14 protein-coding genes are annotated in these 16,088 nt (G+C 50.2%); 12 read left to right on the forward strand and 2 right to left on the reverse strand.

Features of this window, described 5'->3' with window-relative positions; genetic code table 11:
• Positions 1 to 17: 17 nt before the first annotated feature.
• Together ABU190_RS04215 and ABU190_RS04220 are read left to right on the forward strand one after the other, a co-directional pair.
• On the forward strand, positions 18 to 1,556 hold the full coding sequence (locus ABU190_RS04215) for an ATP-binding protein (protein ID WP_354690484.1): 1,539 nt from the start codon (positions 18 to 20) through the stop codon (positions 1,554 to 1,556).
• Positions 1,556 to 2,485: a hypothetical protein gene (locus ABU190_RS04220; RefSeq protein ID WP_354690485.1), complete on the forward strand. Its 930-nt coding sequence runs from the start codon at positions 1,556 to 1,558 to the stop codon at positions 2,483 to 2,485. The genes ABU190_RS04215 and ABU190_RS04220 overlap by 1 nt, the downstream gene beginning before the upstream one ends.
• A 125-nt stretch (positions 2,486 to 2,610) precedes the next feature.
• Here the strand turns inward: ABU190_RS04220 and ABU190_RS04225 are convergent, their stop codons facing one another.
• Together ABU190_RS04225 and ABU190_RS04230 are read right to left on the reverse strand one after the other, a co-directional pair.
• Positions 2,611 to 4,083, reverse strand: coding sequence for an amidase (locus ABU190_RS04225; protein WP_354690486.1), 1,473 nt, complete (start codon positions 4,081 to 4,083; stop codon positions 2,611 to 2,613).
• A complete protein-coding gene (locus ABU190_RS04230; protein ID WP_354690805.1) occupies positions 4,080 to 5,531 on the reverse strand; it encodes an MFS transporter in 1,452 nt (483 codons plus the stop codon). The genes ABU190_RS04225 and ABU190_RS04230 overlap by 4 nt, the downstream gene beginning before the upstream one ends.
• A 381-nt stretch (positions 5,532 to 5,912) precedes the next feature.
• On the opposite strand from ABU190_RS04230, the gene ABU190_RS04235 reads away from it, so the two are divergent.
• The 10 genes from ABU190_RS04235 (at position 5,913) to vgrG (ending at position 16,078) form a co-directional block, all read left to right on the forward strand.
• Entirely contained in the window at positions 5,913 to 6,830 is a 918-nt protein-coding gene (locus ABU190_RS04235; RefSeq protein WP_039078973.1) for a LysR family transcriptional regulator, read from the forward strand.
• Positions 6,831 to 6,870: 40 nt separating this feature from the next.
• A complete protein-coding gene (locus ABU190_RS04240) occupies positions 6,871 to 8,253 on the forward strand; it encodes a M24 family metallopeptidase (protein WP_354690487.1) in 1,383 nt (460 codons plus the stop codon).
• Between the two features lie 1,029 nt (positions 8,254 to 9,282).
• Complete coding sequence (locus ABU190_RS04245; protein ID WP_354690488.1) at positions 9,283 to 9,864, forward strand: DUF4255 domain-containing protein; 582 nt, start codon at positions 9,283 to 9,285, stop codon at positions 9,862 to 9,864.
• On the forward strand, positions 9,864 to 10,670 hold the full coding sequence (locus ABU190_RS04250; protein WP_354690489.1) for a hypothetical protein: 807 nt from the start codon (positions 9,864 to 9,866) through the stop codon (positions 10,668 to 10,670). The genes ABU190_RS04245 and ABU190_RS04250 overlap by 1 nt, the downstream gene beginning before the upstream one ends.
• Before the next feature lie 132 nt (positions 10,671 to 10,802).
• Positions 10,803 to 12,386 (forward strand): phage tail sheath C-terminal domain-containing protein, encoded by a 1,584-nt coding sequence (locus ABU190_RS04255; protein ID WP_354690490.1) that lies wholly within the window; start codon positions 10,803 to 10,805, stop codon positions 12,384 to 12,386.
• Positions 12,387 to 12,457: 71 nt separating this feature from the next.
• Positions 12,458 to 12,922 carry a phage tail protein gene (locus ABU190_RS04260; protein ID WP_079497380.1) on the forward strand — a complete coding sequence of 155 codons (465 nt, stop codon included), beginning with the start codon at positions 12,458 to 12,460 and terminating at the stop codon, positions 12,920 to 12,922.
• Positions 12,912 to 13,370, forward strand: coding sequence for a phage tail protein (locus ABU190_RS04265; protein ID WP_079497381.1), 459 nt, complete (start codon positions 12,912 to 12,914; stop codon positions 13,368 to 13,370). Before ABU190_RS04260 ends, ABU190_RS04265 begins: the two co-directional genes overlap by 11 nt.
• Before the next feature lie 17 nt (positions 13,371 to 13,387).
• Entirely contained in the window at positions 13,388 to 13,558 is a 171-nt protein-coding gene (locus tag ABU190_RS04270; RefSeq protein ID WP_354690491.1) for a DUF5908 family protein, read from the forward strand.
• A gap of 55 nt (positions 13,559 to 13,613) precedes the next feature.
• Entirely contained in the window at positions 13,614 to 14,294 is a 681-nt protein-coding gene (locus ABU190_RS04275; protein WP_354690492.1) for a hypothetical protein, read from the forward strand.
• Complete coding sequence (gene vgrG, locus ABU190_RS04280) at positions 14,291 to 16,078, forward strand: type VI secretion system tip protein VgrG (RefSeq protein ID WP_354690493.1); 1,788 nt, start codon at positions 14,291 to 14,293, stop codon at positions 16,076 to 16,078. The genes ABU190_RS04275 and vgrG overlap by 4 nt, the downstream gene beginning before the upstream one ends.
• The last annotated feature ends 10 nt before the right edge of the window (positions 16,079 to 16,088 follow it).

The following is a 16,088-nucleotide window of genomic DNA, read 5'->3' on the forward strand; positions in this document are numbered from 1 at the left end:
TCATAGGATGATGGAAAATGTTGAGTAAAATACGGATTTCTGAGAATGAAATTTTATTATATGATTCTATATCAGGTTTATCTAATATTTATAATATAGATTCCTTATCTCTTCTGATTGGCGAAAATGGATCGGGAAAAACTCGGATACTTTGTGAGATAATTAAAAAATTTACTTCATTCAAAGATCGATATTATAACGATGGTTGTAGGGCTTATGATGTTGATGGAGTGGAATTAATGGATTATGATCTTTCAAGCTGGGGGGTCGTCTATTTTACTCCATTGCCCCATAGAGCAAAAATTAACGCTAGAACGGCGAATTTTATTAATGCCTCTCCCAAGCTAAGCATACGTAATGACATGCAGAGTATCATTGATCATAAATCAATCTTAGATGAATTCGGAATTACTCCACATGGAGAAGTGTCAAGGAGAACAAATTACACCCGAGCTTTGAATGTAATATTGGATCTTATTGCTGCGAAAAATATCGAATGTCCACAGGGGTTACCTGGGGCTGAATTATTGTTTCAAGTACCGCAATTGAGAAAAGACGTTCAAAGAATAAAAGACGATCGGGGTAAAATTGTTGGGGGAAACAATAGCGTCATTATTATTGATATGCAGAAACGTATTGATGATATTATTAGTACATCAGCTGGACATTTAGCGAAATTTCTTCGTTCTAATTATGGCGATACTGTTGTTTTTTCAGTATTAACACTCATAGAGTATTGTGTGATAAAAAAGAAACCGTCTAAAAGCGTTGTTGTTGCATTATTATCCGAGTTTTTTTCTTTGTCTCCCAAAAGGACATTTAAACCTTCATCTGATTCTGTAGTTATTCTTGATAAAGCAAAGGCATTATTAACTTTCCTTGAGGAATCAGGAGTTGAGGGTGAAATAACTTACTTTGGTGACTTCAATAATGGCTTTTATGCAAGTTTTTTGATTGAAATAGATCCTTACAATGACAATGCTGCAGTAGAAAAAACAGAACTTAAAGATATAATTAATGTTGAATTTTCTGGAATGAGTTCCGGAGAGTTGGCTTTATTATATCAATTAGTGAAAATTTCTGAGGCAATAACATCTCTTCATGGAAAAAAGAAAAAATCAATCCTATTATTAATTGATGAAGGCGATGCTTTTTTACATTTGAGATGGCAACAAAAATATATTTCAACACTGAATAAATTGCTGGGGAGGTTAAAGGTCTCATTGGGAATAGACGAATTACAAGCTGTTTTGGCAAGCCACTCGCCTCTGCTGGCTACTGATGTGCCAAGCAATTTTATATGCCGATTGGACCGCACAAACCAGCAAACATTATCAGGATTTGCTGCACCTTTATTTTCATTGCTTTCCACTTCATTTAATGCAAATTCAATTGGTGAATTTGCTTCTCAAAAAATAAACGAAGTAATCGATAGAATTTCAAATAATAAAGTTTCTGAACAAGATCGTAATTTGATATCTAGAATAGATAACAATATTATCCGCACGGAGTTGGAGAGGCTTTTATTACAGAGTGAATTCTCTGGGAGAAAATAATGATAATTTCAATAATAAACAATTGGCGCAAGGCAGAAAGTAAACATGCTAAGTTTTTGTTCGATCTAGTTAACTCTAAGATTGCAGTGATTGATAGAGCGTCTATTGTTGGAAATAAAGTTTCACAATTCCTGGAAGATGTTACGCATTGTCTAATTATCTCAGGGAAAGATGATATTTTATTATCTATATCAATTTACAATAACTACTTGAGTTCATTCGCGGATGAAGTGAGTCGCCAGAAATTTATTAAAAAAATAAAATCTATATTTGACTATAATAAATTTGTCCAAAAAAAAGGTAATTGGAATGCTTATGAGCTTTGTAAAAGCTCACTAACCCGGACATGCCCTTATTGTAACCAATCATATGCATTTACTTTGCAAACCGGGAATAGAGGGTTTAGACCAACATTAGATCATTATTATAGCAAGGATGATTACCCTCATTTGGCTCTTTCACTAAATAATCTTATACCAAGTTGCTACACATGCAATTCAAATCTGAAAGGAAAGAAGGATTTTTTAACAACCCCACATTTGAATCCCCTGTGGGATGATGAAAACATTAGTTTTAGTCTTTCCCATGTGCGCGGGATAGTAAATCTGGAAAACGACGTGTACACTGACCCTGATGGGCTAATTGTAAACACTAATATTGATAATTTATGCGATCGTACTAATAAATCAATTGAAACGTTCTTAATTAAAGAACGTTATGAACTTGTCGCAGTTGAAGCGGCAGCATTTGCCAAGAGTAAACTTGAGTATTTGTATGCAAAAGAATCGGGGGTGCCATACTTTGAGAATATCAGTGAGGCAGCAATTACTCGGTTTGATGCGGAGAAATACGCACAGTATTTATTAGGGAAGTTATTGTTAGGAGTTAGCAATCAAATAAATGATCTCAGAGTCGATAATATTAATTAATTTTGATAAGTGATAACTCACCAAAACATAATTTAATACTTGAATAATTAAACTTTCTTATTTTTAAATTGATGCAGGCCGGAGTGGCAGTGATGCGCTCCGGCCTTTTCTTTGCCTGTAATAGATTAGCGGGTAACATGCACCTGCGGCGTGGTGTTGCTGATAAATCGCCCGCCGGAGGCGCGCTCAAGCTGGGCCGCCAGTTGCAGCAGCAGCCCGTCGTTACCCTGGCGCGTCTGGAAATGCATGCCGAGCGGCAAGCCGGATTGTTGCCAGGCCAGCGGCAACGAAATACCGGGCGTGCCGGTTAAACTGGCAAGCGGGGTATAGGAAAAGATATCCCACAGGGAATAGAACCAGTCCATCACGTCCGGGTTATCGCTGAGCGTCAGGTACTTTTTCTCACCGAGCAGCGGCGTCGGTTTCGAGAACGTCGGTGTCAGGATCAGATCCCATGTCTGGAAAAATGCCCCCAGCTTGCGGGAGATCTGGTTAAACGCATCCTGCATTTTCCAGCGCTCGCTGTAGGACATCGTTATCCCTTTTTGCCAGATGCGGATATTCATCGGCTCGACCCGATCCTCCGGCGGGGCGCTGAGATTATTTTTTTCGAGCAATCGCTGAATAAACTGCGCAAAGTTGCTGATATAGCAGGCGGTCTGTGCGGCAAAGGCCTCTTCGAAGGGGATATCTGGCGTCACCCATTCCACCTGATGCCCCAGCTCCTCAAGCAGGCGCGTCGTTTTCTCCAGTTCTTCGACAAAATGCGGCGTTGCGCGGTAATTACCCCATTCGTGGGACACGGCAATACGCAGCGGCGCGGGATCGCGGGTGATCATCTCGCTATAGGGCTGCGGGGGCTGCCAGTAAGGCATAAACTCGCCCGGTGCGCCGCCCCGACAGCTATCGACAAAGCGGGCCGTGTCGCGCACGCTGCGGCTCACACAGCCTTGCGTTGAGACATACCCGGTGATATCCGACAGTGCCGGGCCAATTGAAAAGACGCCCCGACTACTTTTCAGGCCAACAAGCCCATTGGCCCCCGCCGGTATGCGAATGGATCCACCGCCATCGGTAGCATGGGCGAGGGGAATAATCCCGGCGGCCACCGACGCGCATGCCCCGGCAGAGGAGCCAAAGGTGGTGTATTGCGGATTCCACGGGCTGCGCGTTACGTAAATCGCCGGGTTTTCCGCCGATCCGCAGACGCCAAACTCCGGCGTGGCGCTGCGGCCAATAATATTAAGCCCGGCATGGCGAATTTGCGTGGTCAAAAAGGCGTCTTCATCAGGACGATTGCCACGCATAAACGCGGAACCTTGCTCCTGCAAACGCCCCTTTATCCCTGGTCCTAAGTCTTTCATCAGGAAGGGAACCCCTTTAAACGCGCTCTCCAGACAGGTGCCGTCGGTCTCCGGTTGGTGGATGGCATCATCAAACAGTTCCACGACAGCACTGATTTGCGGGTTAACCCGCAGCGTCGCGGCCTGTGCCTGTAGCGCCAGTTCACGGGCGCTGACGTCGCCGCGCTCGACCAGTTCTGCCAGCGCCGTGGCGTCGCAGGCGGCCCACTCATCCCAGCTCAGTACGGTGTTCATTGTGATTTCTCCTTCGCAAACTGGATCTTACCCTGCGGCGCTTTCAGGCGGCGGGTAGCCTTATGAGGGGCACGTTCTTTGAGCAGCAGTGTCGCCACCAGGCAGAGGATATTGGCGGCGATGAGGTAGTAGCCTGGGGAAACCGGGTCGCCGGTCCATTTAATCAGCCACGAGAAGACAATTTGCGCCGTCCCGCCAAACAGGGTGATGCCAAAGGCAAAGGCGATGGAAAAACCAGTTGAGCGGATATAGCGCGGGAAGTTTTCGCACAGCACCACCAGCACGCCGGCGCCGCTGATACATTGCAGCGCGGCAAAGAGGGTAATGATGGCAAAGAAAACACCTTCACTGCGCCAGGCATTGATCATCTCAAGGCCCGGTAGCAGCAAGAGCAGCAGAATCAGGCGCGGCGCAATAATGGTCATCTTGCGCCCGAAGCGGTCCGCCATCCAGCCACCCACCAGGGAAAACACCACCACGCACACGCCGATAAGAATGGTCGACGCCATGGCCGTGCCTGGCGCAAAAGCCAGCTCTTTCAGGGCATAGGTGGTCATGTAATTGAGGAAATATTGCGTAATGGTACTGCCTGAAAGAATAAAAATACCCACCAGAATCAGGCCACGGTAGTTACGCATCACCTCACCGAGCAGACTGCCGGTGGACTTGCTGGCGGCGCTGTTCTCAGTAGTGAAGGTCTCGTTAAGGTTACGACGCAGGTAGATGGCAATGGGCAGGATGATCAGCCCAAAAGCAAAAGGCACGCGCCAGCCCCAGGCAGACAGTTGCTCCGGCGTCAGGATGACCGTCAGCGTATAACCAATCACTCCGGCGCTGATGCCTGCCAGCCCCTGGGCGACAATTTGCCAACTGGTGTAGAAGGCCCGTTTGCCTTCTGGCGCCGCCTCCATAATAAAGGTCGTCGCGGGGCCAGCTTCGCCACCCCAGGCCAGCCCTTGCAGCATGCGGACAATCACCAGCAGGATAGGGGCCGCCATGCCAATCGTTTCATAACCGGGCAGAAAGACCAGCCCGCCGGTGCCGATGGTCATAAAAACCATGGTGAGCAGCATCGCCGGTTTACGTCCTACACGGTCGGCATAGCTGCCAATAAATATGGCGCCGAGCGGGCGGACAATAAAGCCGATACCAAACACAGAGACCGACAATAAAAGACTGGTGAAGGGGTTGTCAGAGGGGAAGAAAATATTGCCGATCATCACGGCAAAGGTGGCATAAGCACTGAAATCGAAAAATTCAACCGCAGCGCCAAGCACAACAGCCACCACTTCTTTGCGTGATGCTTTGGGTTTTATCGCGCTATGACTTATTTCGTTTGTCATCGTATGGCCTTCCTCAATGTGTTCAGGCGAAGTGAAACGTGAAAAGACATAGCAGACATATAACAGGGCGCAGATCCGCTCACTATCACAATTAGGCGAAGGCAGTGTTTAAAAAATGTATGCACTCACGGCAGGCTAAGCGAATAAGAAAATAATATGGTTAAATTTAATTGCCTGTTTTTATTACAGAATTTATTTTTCGCTTGAGATGAGATTTTCCTGCGGTAAATATTCACTTCGTCGAGTGCACTTAAAATGTGCCTGGTTCGTAAACCCGATTAGCGAATGGGGCAGCGAAAAATAAGCGGTCATGCCGCATATTCAGGCCATTGTGGCGTAATGACGATTTGAATAGCTCAGTGAATGCACAAAAATGGCGCTCCGTGCTTACTAAAAGTGCAATGTGGCGCTAATTATGCCGATGTTTGCCAATATTTCGCCAGCGTAATAAGGTCGCTTCAATGGATTCATCCAACGGGAGAGACAATGCAATTACGGGCGCTGAAATATTTTAGTCAGGTCGCAAAGTCTGCTTCTTTTCGTGAGGCTGCTGATAAATTGTTTGTTGCGCCAGGGGCAGTGACGCGACAAATCGATATTCTGGAACACTATTATGGGGCGGCATTGATTGAACGAGGCCCGAGGGGGATTAAACTGACCCGTGAAGGGGAGCTTCTGGCGCAGGCGGTGGATGCCACATTGCGTGAGCTGGAGTCGGTGAAGGCGCGCATCACCTCAAGGCGCAGCGTGGTGTCCGGTACGGTAAAAATCTGCGCCGCCGAGAGCCTGGTTGCGCTGTTTATCGCGCCCGTCATTGAGGCATTTGGTCAGCACAACCCGGAGGTGTCGTTCGAGATTGACACTGGCAGCGCCCCGTACATTGCCGAACAGCTTATTCGCGGACATGCGGATGTGGCGCTGGCCTTTTATACCCCGGTCAGCGCGGAGATTCAGGTGACGCACTGCTGTCATCTGGAACACAAGGTTCTGATGGCCGCCCACCATCCGCTGGCGACGAAGCCGCGTCTGACCCTCAAAGAGATTGCCGCTCATCCGATTGCCATTCCTCCCGCCAACTATGCGGTGCGCCAGTTACTGGAATCTGCGGCCCGGCGCGAAGCCGTCCACTTCGATATGCGCTTTATTACCAGTTCGATGGAGGTGCAAAAGACCCTGGCGCTGCAGGGCAGGACGCTACTTATTTTGCCCCAGCTACATCATCAGGAGCCGGACGCGCAGGCAATGTTTGTGGCGGTACCGCTGGCCGATCCCCTGATGGGAAAAGTGAAGGTCGATCTCTGTTTACCCCGTCAACGGACGTTATCCATGGCGACCCGTCTGTTCCATGATATGTTGTCGCAACGTATTGATGGTCAGAATGCTCTGGTCAACACAACGGCGTAGAGCAATCAGGATCTTTTCCCGCCGCATAAGGAATGACGCCATGACAACGGTTCCGCGCTATCACGTACAGACGATACCTGCGCCGCAAACCTACCCGGATATTGCTTACCCCGTCCTTTCTGACGACACCATGAAACAGCGCTTGCGTAATGTCCTGCTGGCGATGCAGGCCAGTGGTTTTACCCATCTGGTTATCTATGCCGACAAAGAGCACGGCGCCAATTTTGAGTACCTTGCCGGGTTTATTCCCCGTTTCGAGGAAGCATTGCTGGTCGTTAATGCCGATGGCGAGCTGAGCTACATCATGGGCAATGAAAACCTCAAACTGGTGCCCTTTGCGCGTAACGGCGGCAAATGCCTGCACACGCCGCTGTTCTCATTACCCAACCAGCCGATGGACGGGGATGCGCCGTTGGCCGGGTTGCTCGCCTCGTGCGGCATCACGGCTGCGGCCAGGGTGGGTGTCGTGGGCTGGAAATTATTCACCGGTGATTCAGCGCTGTTTGATGTTCCGGCATTTATTCTCGATGCGGTGTTCAGCGCGGCAGGCGGGCGGGACAATGTGCGCAATGCCACCGGGCTGTTTATCTCCCCGGAGCGGGGCGTACGGCGGCTGAACAGCGCCTGCGAAATTGCGTTTTATGAGTACGGCGCAAACCTCGCCTCCACGCAGGTGCTGACGGCGCTCAATGCCGTTGAGCCAGGGCGGCGTGAAAAAGAGATAGGGCACCTTCTGGCAGGTTGGGGACAGCCCAACAATGTGGTGATGATTGCCGCCACCGGCGACCGTTTTACCAATGCCTGTCTCTACCCAACGGACAAGATTATCGCTCGCGGCGATAAATTTTCTCTGACCGTCGGTTATAAAGGCGGGTTAACCAGCCGTGCAGCCTGGGTTGTCGCCAGTGAAAATGAGCTGGCGGAGCCGGTTGCAGATTACCTGACCCGGGTAGCCATTCCCTATTATCACACCGTGGTCCAGTGGCTTGAGTTTATCCGCCCAGGCGTGACGGGCGCAGAAGTCTACCGCCTGGTGGAGTCGGCGTTACCTAAAGATCGCTGGCACTGGCATCTCAATCCTGGCCACCTGGTTGCCGATGAAGAGTGGTTAAGTTCGCCGATTTACCCCGGTTCAGCGGCCCGCCTGGAAAGCGGCATGCTGCTGCAAATCGATATTATTCCCTCGGTGCCGGGTTATGGCGGCTGTAGCATTGAAGATACCGTTGGCCTGGCCGATGAGGCGCTGCGCGATGAACTGGCGCAGGATTACCCGCAGGTCTGGGCGCGTATGCAGGCGCGTCGCAACTATGTCACTGATGTACTGAAAATAGACCTGCCTGAGGAGGTTATTTTGTTATCCAACACAGTAGGGTATTTGCGTCCTTTTTTACTGGATAAAAATAAGGCCGTGGTGAAGGCATAATATCGGCAACGTCATGTCTGCGTTCTGTCTGTAATGCATGACGTTGTAAATAATAACACTGCAAATAATCTCCAGGTGACAAGCTGCGGGCAATTAGCCTGGGTTTTCATGTAAAGATACGGCACTATATTACAAAGAAAAAGACAACGGAAGCATATTATTTTGCGTGATAGAATATCCTTTACACTCAGAATGACATCTGTCGCTTTCTCTCTGCATGTGATTAGCGCTCATACCCTTCGCTTTTTTTACCTGCGCTGCCACCTCTGAAATCTGAATATATTCTTGACGGTTGTTCTGAGTATTTACACCGTATCAGAGAAATATCTGGTCTGACATGTAATGAAAAGATAATGCCTGGCAAGATTATTAATCTTATAGTTTCATAATGGTTTTACTACGACTAAACATTTCGTAAGCAAAAAAGAAATGACGAGTTAAAATCACTTATCTGAAATTCTTAATGCCATTTTTTTGTAAATTTTACTGGCGCTTTTCATAGCGTCATTTTTGACATATTTTCTGCCCTGCATGGCGCGCTATGCCTGTATTTCTGTTGCTGACGTCATGCCCGGTGCGTGAAGTGAAAGAGGATATCTATAAACGCTATCTTTATGAAAATTAGGATATTTTAAAATGATGGTGTTTTTTTAATAATTTTATAGAATTTTCTGATTTCCCGCTTATACTGAAAAAACATCGTTGCATGTGAACCATGCCGATATGCTACTTGCTTTAGCTTTTCACTATAAATAAAAACGATAAGAGCGCATTTCTTATTGTATGGGAGGTATTGCCCATTGAATATGCATACAGCACGTCACTGTTACCGATAAAATAGCTTCCTCTGTCTCTTTTTTGACAGAGCAACACTCTTGTCTTTAAAAATTAAAGGCACTGGATCCTGTTGTCTTTATTTTTTATGAGCTTTGTGTTGCCTGAATGTAATGTTTTTCCGCAAACATTATGCAGTCTCAGATTAGCGCTTTGGTGTGTGATGACTTGCAATTCTCTCATTAAGGACGTTATATGATTGATGAAGCATTGAGTTATCTTAAAGACATTCTTGATCAGCAATTACGCAATCAATTCGATATTGCGGGGAATATGGTTGTTTTAAATAATCTGGTTGATTCGAGCGGCGGCTTGCCTTTAAAAAATCAAAATAAATTAGTGCTGACGCTTATCAATCTGGAGCATGAAACCAGCAAGCCCTTTTATGGTGCTCGTACCACACCCGATACGAAAAATAATATCGTCAGACAGATGATGCCGACGGTGAGATTTAATCTGGATGTCTTACTTACCGCCAGCTTTGATGACTATAGCGAATCGTTGCGCTTTCTCTCTGCGGTTATCGCGTTTTTTCAGGCGAATCCCATCATCAAGCGGCAGAATTTTCCTGATATCCCGGCCGGTATTGAGCAGTTGCAGTTTGAAATAGAAAATTCACCTTACGAAAACACCCACAACCTCTGGAGTGCGCTGGGGGCGCGGTATCAGCCTTCGATCATCTACAAAATTCGTCATATCGCGATTCAGGCGAATCAGGTAAGCGGAGAATCGCCCATTCTCGAACAGGTCGGCAGCCAGGCTCAGGCCAGACGCTGATGTTTGTGATAGCGGAAATTACCTTACAGCATCAGTTTTATCCAGACAGCGTCTGGCCTGACGCCACACTCGTGCCGGATCAAAACACCCATGCACTCATGCGTCGTCTGGGGTTGAGCCTGGTGGCAGCAGGCAATATATGGCGCATTTATGGCTATGCCCCGACGGGCAGAACGGCATTTTTGCAGTATTGCGTGTCCCAGGATGCACGCAACCCATTGCGTTTCTGGCTGGTGCAGCCCAATGCCTGGCTGCTGGCGGTCACGGCACTCCCCGGGGAGTGGAAAGGGGTGCTGGGATTCAGTAGTGAGCGTATTACTGCTGATGGGCAGATGCCGGGCGCCATGATTATGGGCGCTGCGCAAGCGCAAAGCGCGCCCGCTATTGCGACAGGTGAAATCTGTCTCTATCCGGCGGATTTGCTCCCCCGGCAGGCTTTTACGGTGACGCTCCAGGCGCGCGCCACCGTCTGGGAATATCACTTGATCCCGCGCGGACAGCGGCGCTTGCAAAACCCAGAGATAGTGGACGCATCAGGGCAGGTTACGTTCAACCCTGCCAGCGTTCGCAGTGGGGATGTCGATGGACAAAATGGCTGGGTAACCCGCAGCACCTCAACCATTACCCTGCAACAGGCGCCACCACAGCGCTTTGCGTTGATGGATATCCCGCGAACCCAGACGCAGAGCGGGCGTACCCGACAGCAGACGGTGATGTCTGTGCTGCCAACGCCTGCGGCAGATCGTTTATTTACCGCGTATTCCGCGGATCAGCAGCCCGTGTCGGTTATGTATGTGTATGTCTGATGAAAGGGGCGCAACACGCATCACCCGCAGGCGAAGAGGGGTCGGATTCTGATGTTTTTGGGCTAATGCCTTTTCAGGCTAACGACTCGCAGTACAGGAATTTCACTCAGTGAACCAAAGGAAAACCACGACATGCTAGCATCCAATATCAAAACTCCGGGTGTGTATATCAACGAGTTGAATGCCTTTCCGAACTCGGTGGTCCCTGTCGCCACCGCGGTTCCGGCCTTTATCGGCTATACACCCAACGCGCAGTATCAGGGCAAGTCCTACTACAACAAGGCACAGAAGATCACCTCTTTCGCCGAATTTCAGGCCATCTACATGAATGCGAATCCGCAGCCACCGGCGGATCCCGCGTCGCAGTACAACCCTGAGTACTATCTGGTGGCGCAAAAAACGCAGCCGGAAAAGGGGGAGTATCTGTTATTGAACGGCACTTATTATTCGATAGTGCCTGACCCGAATACCATCTACTACCTCTATAACAGCATTCGCCTGTTCTATCTCAACGGCGGCGGCGATGCTTACATTGTTTCGGTCGGCAGCTATGGGGAGTCCAGCGGTAAACCCGGCGATGTAGGAGTGCAAATCGTTAACCCGAACGTGAAACTCGCCGATCTGCAAGGTGGTCTGGCGCTGCTGGAAAACGAACAGGAACCCACCATGTACATCTGCCCGGAAGCCACGCTGCTTTCCCCGGCGGATAACGGTACTCTGATGCAGGGTATGTTGCTGCAGGCGGCGGAATTGCAGACCGCAGTCTGCCTGTTCGATATTATCGGCGGCGATACGCCTGACCCGATCATGTACACCAATGATATTGAGGCGTTTCGCAATAGTACCGGCTCAAACGGGCTAAATTACGGCGTTGCTTACTATCCGTTTATTGGTACGACCATCATGCAGGGCAGTGATATCAATTTCACGAACCTGTTTGGTGGCGACATTAAACAGTTGGGGGCGGTGATTAACCCGCCGTCGGCGCAGGACCCGGTGGTCGCGAAGATCCTCGCAATGATTGAAACACCGCCGCAAACTAACCCGATGAGCAACTCGCAACTCAATGCCGCGCTGCTCAACGCCTCAAAAACCTATTCGCAAATCATCAATAACGTTCTGACCTGCTCTAACCTGCTGCCGCCAAGCGGCGCAATGGCCGGGGTGTATACCGTGAATGACAACCTGAACGGCGTCTGGAATGCCCCCGCCAATACCAGCATTGTCGGGGCGGCGCGGTTACCCATCCGCTTAACCGATGCCCAACAGGCGGATCTCAATGTTGACGCGGTATCGGGTAAGTCCATCAATGCTATCCGTTTTTTCAATGGGCAGGGCATCCTGATTTGGGGGGCGAGAACCCTGGATGGCAACAGCCAGGACTGGCGCTACATCTCGGTTCGCCGCACCATGACCTTCCTCGAACAGTCCGTGAAACTGGCGGCGCGCGCGTATGTGTTCGAACCGAACACGGCGAATACCTGGGCGGCGGTGCGCAGCGAAATCTCCAGCTTCCTGACCGATATCTGGAAAGAGGGTGGGTTACAGGGGGCCACGGCAAATGATGCGTTTCAGGTCTTTTGCGGCCTGGGTTCCACCATGACGGGCGACGATATCCTGAACGGTTTTCTTAATGTCACCGTGAAGGTCGCCATCGTGCGTCCGGCTGAATTCCTCGTCATCACCTTTGAGCAGGAAATGGCGAAATCAGGCTGAGTGATGCGGTAAGGCCTGTTCACACATCAATGAGTCAATTTACTGATTAGCGACTGTTAAGGAGCATGCTCATGGCAGATGACGGCAGCAAAGAAGGCACTACATGGCCTATGCCCAAGTTCCGGTTTGAGGTTGATCTGGGCTCGGAACTCAAAGGGGTAGCGTTTCAGGAAGTTTCGGGGATGGACAAAGAGGTGCAGGTGATTGAGTACCGGCACAGCAATAGCACGCTGTTTTCGACCATCAAAATGCCCGGAATTGCGAAGTACGGCAACATCACAATGAAGCGTGGCGTGTTCGTCAACGACAACAACTTCTGGGCGTGGATGGATGAAATCAAGATGAACACCGTCAAACGCAGAACGGTACTCATTAAGCTGCTTGATGAAAATGGCGCGGTCACCATGCAGTGGCAACTGAACAATGCGTGGCCGACCAAAATCACCGGCACAGATTTGAAATCCGATGCCAATGAAGTGGCCGTGGATACGCTGGAAATCGCTCACGAACAGCTCGTTGTGACCAATGGATCATAACCTGCAAACCAGCTTTTATTTCAGCGTCTCAATCACCGGGATGGGCGGCAGTGATGCCGCCTTCCAGGAGGTAAGCGGCCTGAGCAAGGAGTTGGGTATCGAAGAGGTGGTGTGCGGCGGGGAAAATCGGTTCAAGTACCGCCTTCCTGCCCAGACATCTTTTCAGAACCTGGTGCTGCGCCGCGGGGTGGTCAATGCGGAGTCCGCGCTGATCGGCTGGGTGAAAGATACGCTGGATAATGGGCTGTCCGCCCCTATCAAAACCCGCGATATCAAGGTCTGGCTCCTTGATGAAAATGGTCACATCAGCATGGACTGGAATTTTATTGCCGCCTGGCCGGTGAAGTGGTCAGCCAGCAACTTACGTTCGCAGGAGAGTGAAATTTTCATCGAAACACTGGAGTTTGCTTATCAGTACTTCGACATGCCCAACTTTGATACTTACTAACGTCGCAAGAGGTCGCTATGCCCGTTGAGATACGTGAACTGGTCATCAAAACCGCGATTCAGAGTCAACCCGAACCAACGCAGACGCAGTTAGACCCACAACAGCTACAGGCGCTCAGGCAGCAGGTGATTCAGGCTTGCCTGCGCCAGCTCAAAACGAGCGACAGAAAAAATCCGCTGGAGCGTTAAGTCATACGGTCTTCCGGCACATCCCATCGAAACGTTACTGATTCAGGAAGGGCCAATGGGTGGAATAAAGAAAATGCGGATGGTGGCCTACAGTGATGAAAAATTCACCAGCAAGGTCAGAGGCGGCGAATATGTCGTGATCCTCAATCCCGAGCAAATGCGCATTAATCGCAGCGTCAGTTACAACGAAGAACAGGCTCCCGGCAGCGGCAAACTGTCGTCCAAATATCGGGCGACGCCGGGGGAACAACTGAGTTTTGACCTGGTGATTGACTGTACCGGCGTGGTTGACAGCACCCGTACCGATCTGACGCAGGAGATAAACTTGCTCAAAAAGACCGTCTACGACTATAACGGCAATATTCACCGCCCAAACTATGTGATCCTCTACTGGGGACAAGGCCTCTCGTTTAAGGGAGTGTTACAGACCTTTGATACCACCTATACCTTTTTTCGCCCCGATGGCACCGCGCTACGCGCCAAAGTGGCGTTGCAATTTACCTCTTACCTTGACCCATCAACGGCGGCGAAAGAAGAGGATCGTAAATCACCGGATTTGACCCATCGCATCACCATCGTGGATGGCGACAGCCTGCCGCAGATAAGCCAGGCGATTTATCGCGACCCGACGTTCTATGTTCAACTGGCGGCCTTTAACCAACTCGATAAATTTCGCCATCTGACGTCGGGCACCACGCTACAGGTTCCCCCGTTAACCCAGGGAGGTGACGCATGAGCGGCAACCCTCCGTCTGGCGGCCTGGCAAGCTATACCATTACGGCTAATGGCCGTGCTATCCCCGGTGATTATCAGATTTTGCGTATTCAGGTTGATCAGCGGATTAACCGTATTGGCCGCGCCACGCTTGAGATTCTCGATGGCTCCGCCGATGCGGAAAACTTTACAGTTAGCGCCTCGTCAACCTTTGTGCCCGGTGCGGAAATCGTTATCTCGCTGGGCTACGACACAGAGAATAAAAGCGTTTTTTCCGGCATCGTTACGCGCCAGTCGGTACAGGTGGAGGGCAATATTGGCCCCATTTTGTCGATAGAGTGCCGCGATAAAGCCATCAAAATGAGCGTTGGCCGCCGCAGCACGGTTTATCAGAACCAAACCGACAGCGGTGTGATAAGCGCGCTGATCAGTCAGTCCGGTCTTAGTAGCGACGTCGCCAGCACGTCGCAGACCCTGGCGGAACTGGTGCAGTATTACTGCAGCGACTGGGATTTTATGCTCAGCCGCGCCGATATCAATGGCCTGGTGGTCAGCACGCTGAATGGCAAAGTGTCCGTGTTTTCGCCCACTCAAAACACCACGTCGGTACTGACGGTGACCTACGGCGAGAATCTTTATCAATTCAGCGCGGATATGGACGCCGTCACCCAACTCAGCGAGGTAAAAGCCAGCGCCTGGGACTACGCCACCCAGAAATGTATCTCCGCCACGGCCAAAAATACGCTCAGTGGGCCGGGTAACATCAGCAGTAAAAAACTCTCGGCGGTGGTGGGGCTGCCCACCTTTACCCTCCAGTCTACCGCCACGCTCAACAATGGCGCGCTGACCCAATGGTCACAGGCGCAAATGCAGAAAAGCGAACTGGCAAAAATCACCGGTGAGGTGCGTGTGGCGGGTAACGCGGCGGTGTTGCCGGGCGTCTGGCTGACGCTGGCAGGCGTCGGCGATCGTTTTGATGGCGACTATTTTGTCTCTGGCGTTGAGCATGAATTCGCCGATGGTAACTGGTTTACCAGAGCCTCGCTGGGTCTCTCTTCCCTGTGGTTTGTTCAGCAACATGAGGTGATGGCGCCTGCGGCAGCCGGGGTGCTGCCCGGCGTGGAGGGGTTATTTAACGCCACGGTGCAGAAAATCGATCAGGACCCGGACAATGCGTACCGGATTCTGGTCACGCTGCCGCTCTTTGATACCGAAGGGCACGGCGTCTGGGCGAGGATGGCCAACTTTTATTCCAGCAGCGGCGTGGGCGCTTTTTTCCTGCCGGAAGTGGGAGATGAAGTGATCGTCGGCTTCCTCAATCTTGACCCCTGTTTTCCGGTGATCCTCGGTAGCGTTTACAGCGGTAAGCGAGCCCCTTTCAGCGATCTGAAACCCGATGCGGATAACAGCAAGAAGGCCATCGTCACGCACAGTGAAATGCGTATCGTCTTTGACGATAAGGACAGCATTATGACCATCACCACCAAAGCAAAAAATGTCATCGTGCTGGACGATAAAAAGCAGCAAATCACTATCACCGATCAAAACAACAATGCCATCACGATGTCGTCATCCGGCATTGAACTCAAAAGTCCCGCATCTATCACCATTCAGGCCGATCAGAAGGTCAATATCACCGGGAAAATGGGGGTCAGTCTCCAGGCGTCATCCGGCGACGTCGCGATTTCCGGCATGAATGTGAATGCCAAAGCCGACATTGCCCTGAGTGCGAAGGGCAATGCCAGCGCGCAGGTGCAGGGCGGTGCGGAACTGACCCTCAAGGGTGCAATTGTGATGATCAATTAAGAGGAGGGGC

Origin of the sequence: Phytobacter sp. RSE-02, assembly GCF_040578655.1 — a bacterium.
Taxonomy (GTDB): domain Bacteria; phylum Pseudomonadota; class Gammaproteobacteria; order Enterobacterales; family Enterobacteriaceae; genus Phytobacter; species Phytobacter diazotrophicus.